Source organism: Chitinophaga sp. (assembly GCF_035564935.1).
Lineage (GTDB): Bacteria > Bacteroidota > Bacteroidia > Chitinophagales > Chitinophagaceae > Chitinophaga.
In genome coordinates this window covers 1-5,211 of record NZ_DATMTE010000874.1, presented here as the reverse complement: position 1 = coordinate 5,211, position 5,211 = coordinate 1, and the positions used below count along the sequence as shown (strand labels likewise).

The following is a 5,211-nucleotide window of genomic DNA, read 5'->3' as shown; positions in this document are numbered from 1 at the left end:
ATCACTTTTAACGGCATGCACTTAAAGGGACGGGAAGAATACATTAGGCTGCATGAACAGCTGATGAACAATTTTATGTTCAAAGGAGCCCGGCTGCATGGTCAGATCCAACAGGTGCGTTTCCTTGATGAAAACGTAGCGTTGGTAATAGCAACCGGCGCTATCCGTTTCCGCTGGCAGAAGAAAGTACCCGAAAGCCGGCAGTCGGTGAATACTACGGTATGGCTGAAAAACCCTGAAGGCCGGTGGCAGATGTCTGCTTTTCACAATTGCCGCATTAAGAAAATGAACTGGCTGGCAAAGTGGATCATGGGGGCAACAAAAAAAGCGGCCCTGGAAAAGAAGCCGCAAATTACCTCCGGATTATCGGATCCGTACCCGCTGTATGCTTACCTGAATGAATAATTCTGTTTTAAGAGATATATGCCATGGCAATATCCGCTTACTTCAACGGGAAGCGGGACTAAGCTCTTTTCCTTATCCCGTCTATACTCCAGCGGTATGCCGGTAAGGTAGACAATAAAAAACTACCGGCGCTGGCGGTGAACACAGAGTAGTTTAGCGGTGCAGTGATTCCCAGCGCTACTGTCATGGCCAATGCAAAGCCAAGCAGTAACAGGCCGCTGCCAATGGCTGCCCATCGCGTCCAAAAGCCGGCGATCAGCAGGATGCCAAAAGTTATCTCCGCACCGGAAGCTATTGCAGCAAAAATTTCCGCCACAGAGTAGGGGAGAAAGAACATCAGCTTGTAGGCATATTGCATAAAATGTTGCCAGTCGCCCCAACTTACATCCGGTGCACCCGGAGGGCCCCATACTCCAAACCTGTCGAGCCCCGCACACAAATAACTGGCGCCTAACCCTACCCGTAAAAAGAGCTGGGATATATCCTGCTTGATAGTCATCGCGTAATAATTTTTGATACGCAAAAATAATGCAGACCCCGTTGAATGGGATAGTCCAGTTTGTAATCGGGTAGTAGTCCAGCTATAAATTTCCCGGACATTTAACGAATATGATTAATTTCAATCCCGAAAATATACAAGCATGAAGAAATGGCTGACAGGCTTTTTTATCGCAGTAACAGTAATAGTGGCAGTTACCGCTTTTGCGCCCCGGAAAATAACCTGGGTGGCTATCGGCGATTCCATTACTTACCTTAATGAGCACCAGGATGAAACCGGGAACCGGATCACCAAAGGATACATGACAAGGGTTACCGAAATGCTGCCGCATGTGCAATATATCAATAAGGGCTACAACGGCTGGACCTCCGGCGGTATTGCAGACGCCATAGAAAAACTAGACCTGGTAAAGGCAGATGTATACTCCGTATTTCTCGGTACCAACGACTGGTGGGGAGGCCGCCCCGTTGGCAATTTTTCAGACTATCTTCAGCAAACCGGCAATAGTACCGTTTACGGCGCATTCCGGACCGTCATTGATAAACTGAGGTCACTGAACAAAAAGGCGCACATTATCCTGATCACCCCGTTGCAACGCGGCGATTTTGTTTACATCAATGATATGAATAACAACGCCTGGGGCTCGTACAGGGAAAAGAAAGGACAACAGCTTTCGCAGGTAGTAGCGGCTATCGACTCCATTGCCCGCTATGAACATTTTGATTTGGCTGACCTGTATCATAACAGCGGCATCACCCTCGAAAATGTAGTGAAATACAAACGGCTGAAAGACCCTGCCACAGGAGAGTACCGTAACTACCGCTGGCCGGATTACAAAGATATTCCTTTTCATCCCGGTACAGATGAATACCCCTACCCGGTAACTGCCATTGATATGACCTATGATGGTTTACATCCTTCAGATAAAGGATTTGCAGTGATTGCAGATATGCTGGTGAAAATAATGAAAGGTTATTAAACCGGTGCAGCGGGTTCAATAGCTGGAAATCAAACGTATTGGTAACTTGAAAAGTTGGTTAGCCCCCGGGTAACTTCGCGCTATACTCACTCTCCGATAAATATACTATATTACCCCAGGTTTAAATCTTAAATAATGGCGATTAACTTACAAAAAGGACAACGGATCGATATCGGCCTTTCCAGGATCAGCATTGGATTAGGCTGGCATCCTAATGAAGGTACAGGATCAGATTTTGACCTGGACGCTTCCGCATTTATGATCGATGAAACCCGGCAGATCATCCAGGAACAATTCTTCGTTTTTTATGGGAATACCGATTCCCCGGATGGCGCTTTACATCATACCGGTGATGATCCTACCGGCGGAAACAGTGCAGACGGCGATGATGAAACCATCCAGGTAGATCTTACCAGAATAGATCCCCGCGTAAAGGAAATTTTATTCGTGGTTACCATCCATGAAGCCATCAGCAGGCGCCAGAACTTTGGACAGGTAAGGGATTCCTACATCCGTATAGTAGATGACTCCAACGGCAATGAAATTGCGAAGTATGAGCTGGGAGAAGATTTCTCTATCGAAACAGGGGTGGAATTTGGACGACTGTACCTGAAAGATGGTAAATGGAAATTTGAAGCATCCGGTATCGGCTACAGGGAAGACCTGGCTTACTTCTTATCCAAATATTTCAAAGGTCAGATTATTAAATAACCCACCGATAAACCATCACCTATGGCTATTAACCTGGTAAAAGGTCAGACGATTGACCTGCGTAAAAACGATCAAGGAGAGGAATTTGATCTGTCAACCGTCACCATCGGATTAGGCTGGGACGTAAGACAAACCAAAGCAAAAGAAGGAGGCTTCCTCGGAAAACTTTTCGGCAGCGAAAAAAAGGAAGAAGAATATGACCTGGATGCAGTAGCTATGCTGCTCGACAGCAATGGCAAAGTGGCCAACCTCGGCAGAACAGTGCAAACAAGAGATGGCAGATCTGTAGGATTGTATGAAGGAGATGTGATCTTCTTCAATTCCATGCGCCATCCCTCCGGTAATATCTGGTTAACCGGCGATAACCGCACCGGCGCCGGCGATGGCGACGATGAACAGATCATCATTAAACTGGATCAGATGGACAGCAAATACGACAAGATCCTTTTTATGGTCACCATCTATAACGGTCGCGCCAATAACCAGCATTTTGGAATGATCGAGAATGCATTCATCCGCGCAGTCGATAAAAAAGGAAAGGAAATAGCTAAGTTCAGCCTGTCGGGCGACAGTACCTACAACGGTATGTGTTCTATGACATTTGCAGAGATCTACCGCAAAGACGGCGCCTGGAAATTCAGGGCCGTCGGTAACCCGCATCCATCAGACAGCTTTGTGGATGAATTGAAGAAGTTAACCTACTCCTGATAACAAAAACACCTATATTCAGCATAAATTCATCCTGCGGCAACATACCGTTCCGCAGGATGAAATGTGACCCTTTTCAATATGCCAGCACTGGTATTAAATTAAGCAGTATGAGAAGATTACCTGTGTATCTTTTATTAGATACCTCCGGTTCTATGAATGGAGAACCTATTGAGGCAGTGAAAAACGGGGTACAGATAATGATCAATTCATTACGCCAGAACCCGCAGGCCATCGAAACCGCATTTATCAGCATCATTACTTTCGATAGCTCCGCAAAACAGGTAGTGCCACTTACCGATCTTGCCTCCTTCCAGGTAGTGGATATAAAAGCCAGCGGTACTACCGCCCTGGGAGAAGCATTGCAACTGGTAAGCAACTGCATCGACCGGGAAGTAGCTAAAACCACCATGGAGCAGAAAGGCGACTGGAAGCCACTGGTGTTCATCATGACAGACGGTATTCCTACGGATAACTGGCAAAGCGGCTTGTCTGCGTTCAAACAACGCAAGGTGGCTTACACCGTTGCCTGCGCAGCCGGTTCCGGCGCAGATACCGCCGTGCTGAAACAGATAACAGAAAATGTACTCAGCCTGGATACCGCCGACAGCCAGAGCATCGCCCGTTTCTTTACATGGGTTACCGCATCCATCGGCGTTACCTCCACAAGAATAGAGGATACCGGCAAAGAAGTAATAGGGCTTAACGAACTCCCGCCGCCACCGGCGGAACTGAATATCGTGGTTTAAGAAATTAATATATTGATATGCGACGACTACCGGTATTTTTTTTATTGGATACCTCCGGATCAATGTACGGTGAGCCCATACAGGCGCTTAACAATGCATTGAGCGGCATGGTAAATACCCTCCGGATGGATCCCCAGGCAATGGACTCCCTGTGGCTCAGCATCATCACTTTCGACCGCGAGGTAAAAGAACTGACCCCACTCACGGAACTCGCCAGCTTCCAGCTGCCGGAAATCACCTGCCCGCAAAGCGGCCCCACGCACACCGGGTATGCCCTGGAATTTCTTTATGGAAAAGTGAACAGCGAAGTACGTAAAGGCACCCCCACGCAGAAAGGCGACTGGCGCCCTTTATTGTTCCTCTTTACCGATGGTAAACCCTCGGACCTGCAGCTGTACCGCAAAATGGCGCCGCTGGTGAAAAGCCTGAACTTCGCCACCATTGTGGGATGCGCCGCAGGCAAAGCCGCGGACGATGGTATGCTGAAAGAACTGACCGATACCGTTGTTCATCTCGATACCGCCGACAGCGCCACACTTAAACAGTTTTTTAAGTGGGTATCCGACACCATAGAACAGGGCAATAAAAGCATGGGCACCTCAGAACAGGTAACACTGCCGCCGCCCCCGAATGAAGTGAATTTAGTCATCTGATAATAAAAAGAATGAACGTAAAATTGATCGGACATGATTTCAAATGTCTTGAAGTAGAGTTATCCCAACAGGAAAAATTCTTTTGTGAAAAAGGCGCATTGATCTATTATGAAGAAGGAATTACTTCAAAGGTCAATGTATTTGATAAAGGTGTAGCCGGGCTGATCAAAAGAAAATTAACCGGCGAAAGCATCTTCCAGGTAGAAATGTGTAATACCAACCTGAATCCGCGGAAACTGGTGGTAGCCGGTAAAGTAGGACTGCTGCCCGTGAACCTGAAACAGATCACTACCGGCATTGTTTGTAAAGCAGGCGCTTATGTAGCCTCCTCCGACAAAATTGATATTGATGTAAAAATGAACCTTACTTCCCTGATCGGCGGAACAGGCCTGATCATGCAGAAAATAACAGGTTTTTGTACTGTTTTTTTAGATGTGATAGGCACACCTATTACATTGGACCTCGCACCCGGCCAAACCGTTTTTGTAGATGAAAAAAGTTTCATCT

Annotated in this window: 8 protein-coding genes; 7 read left to right on the top strand and 1 reads right to left on the bottom strand. The window is 47.0% G+C overall.

Going from position 1 to position 5,211, the window contains the following annotated elements:
* Nucleotides 1–405: SgcJ/EcaC family oxidoreductase (locus VN105_RS22830; protein WP_325644554.1), on the top strand; the 405-nt coding region annotated here is incomplete at its 5' end.
* A 58-nt stretch (nt 406–463) separates the two neighbouring features.
* Here VN105_RS22830 and VN105_RS22825 read toward each other — a convergent pair.
* Complete coding sequence (locus VN105_RS22825) at nt 464–904, bottom strand: DoxX family protein (protein ID WP_325644552.1); 441 nt, start codon at nt 902–904, stop codon at nt 464–466.
* Nucleotides 905–1,046: 142 nt separating this feature from the next.
* Here VN105_RS22825 and VN105_RS22820 point away from each other — a divergent pair, with 142 nt between their 5' ends.
* From VN105_RS22820 to VN105_RS22795, 6 genes are all read left to right on the top strand, one after another.
* Nucleotides 1,047–1,883, top strand: a complete 837-nt coding sequence (locus VN105_RS22820) for an SGNH/GDSL hydrolase family protein (protein WP_325644550.1) — start codon at nt 1,047–1,049, stop codon at nt 1,881–1,883.
* A gap of 135 nt (nt 1,884–2,018) precedes the next feature.
* On the top strand, nt 2,019–2,594 hold the full coding sequence (locus VN105_RS22815; RefSeq protein ID WP_325644548.1) for a TerD family protein: 576 nt from the start codon (nt 2,019–2,021) through the stop codon (nt 2,592–2,594).
* Nucleotides 2,595–2,615: 21 nt separating this feature from the next.
* Nucleotides 2,616–3,302: a TerD family protein gene (locus VN105_RS22810; RefSeq protein WP_325644546.1), complete on the top strand. Its 687-nt coding sequence runs from the start codon at nt 2,616–2,618 to the stop codon at nt 3,300–3,302.
* 110 nt (nt 3,303–3,412) lie between these two features.
* Complete coding sequence (locus VN105_RS22805) at nt 3,413–4,051, top strand: vWA domain-containing protein (protein WP_325644544.1); 639 nt, start codon at nt 3,413–3,415, stop codon at nt 4,049–4,051.
* Between the two features lie 17 nt (nt 4,052–4,068).
* The gene (locus VN105_RS22800) at nt 4,069–4,704 is read left to right on the top strand and encodes a vWA domain-containing protein (RefSeq protein ID WP_325644542.1); all 636 of its coding nucleotides are present in this window, start codon (nt 4,069–4,071) and stop codon (nt 4,702–4,704) included.
* 11 nt (nt 4,705–4,715) lie between these two features.
* Nucleotides 4,716–5,211: AIM24 family protein (locus tag VN105_RS22795; RefSeq protein WP_325644540.1), on the top strand; the 496-nt coding region annotated here is incomplete at its 3' end.

What these genes read in the sequence shown, in the direction of transcription:
- VN105_RS22825 (WP_325644552.1), bottom strand. Translation starts at nt 904, where the DNA reads ATGACTATCAAGCAGGATATATCCCAGCTCTTTTTACGGGTAGGGTTA.
- VN105_RS22820 (WP_325644550.1), top strand. Translation starts at nt 1,047, where the DNA reads ATGAAGAAATGGCTGACAGGCTTTTTTATCGCAGTAACAGTAATAGTG.
- VN105_RS22815 (WP_325644548.1), top strand. Translation starts at nt 2,019, where the DNA reads ATGGCGATTAACTTACAAAAAGGACAACGGATCGATATCGGCCTTTCC.
- VN105_RS22810 (WP_325644546.1), top strand. Translation starts at nt 2,616, where the DNA reads ATGGCTATTAACCTGGTAAAAGGTCAGACGATTGACCTGCGTAAAAAC.
- VN105_RS22805 (WP_325644544.1), top strand. Translation starts at nt 3,413, where the DNA reads ATGAGAAGATTACCTGTGTATCTTTTATTAGATACCTCCGGTTCTATG.
- VN105_RS22800 (WP_325644542.1), top strand. Translation starts at nt 4,069, where the DNA reads ATGCGACGACTACCGGTATTTTTTTTATTGGATACCTCCGGATCAATG.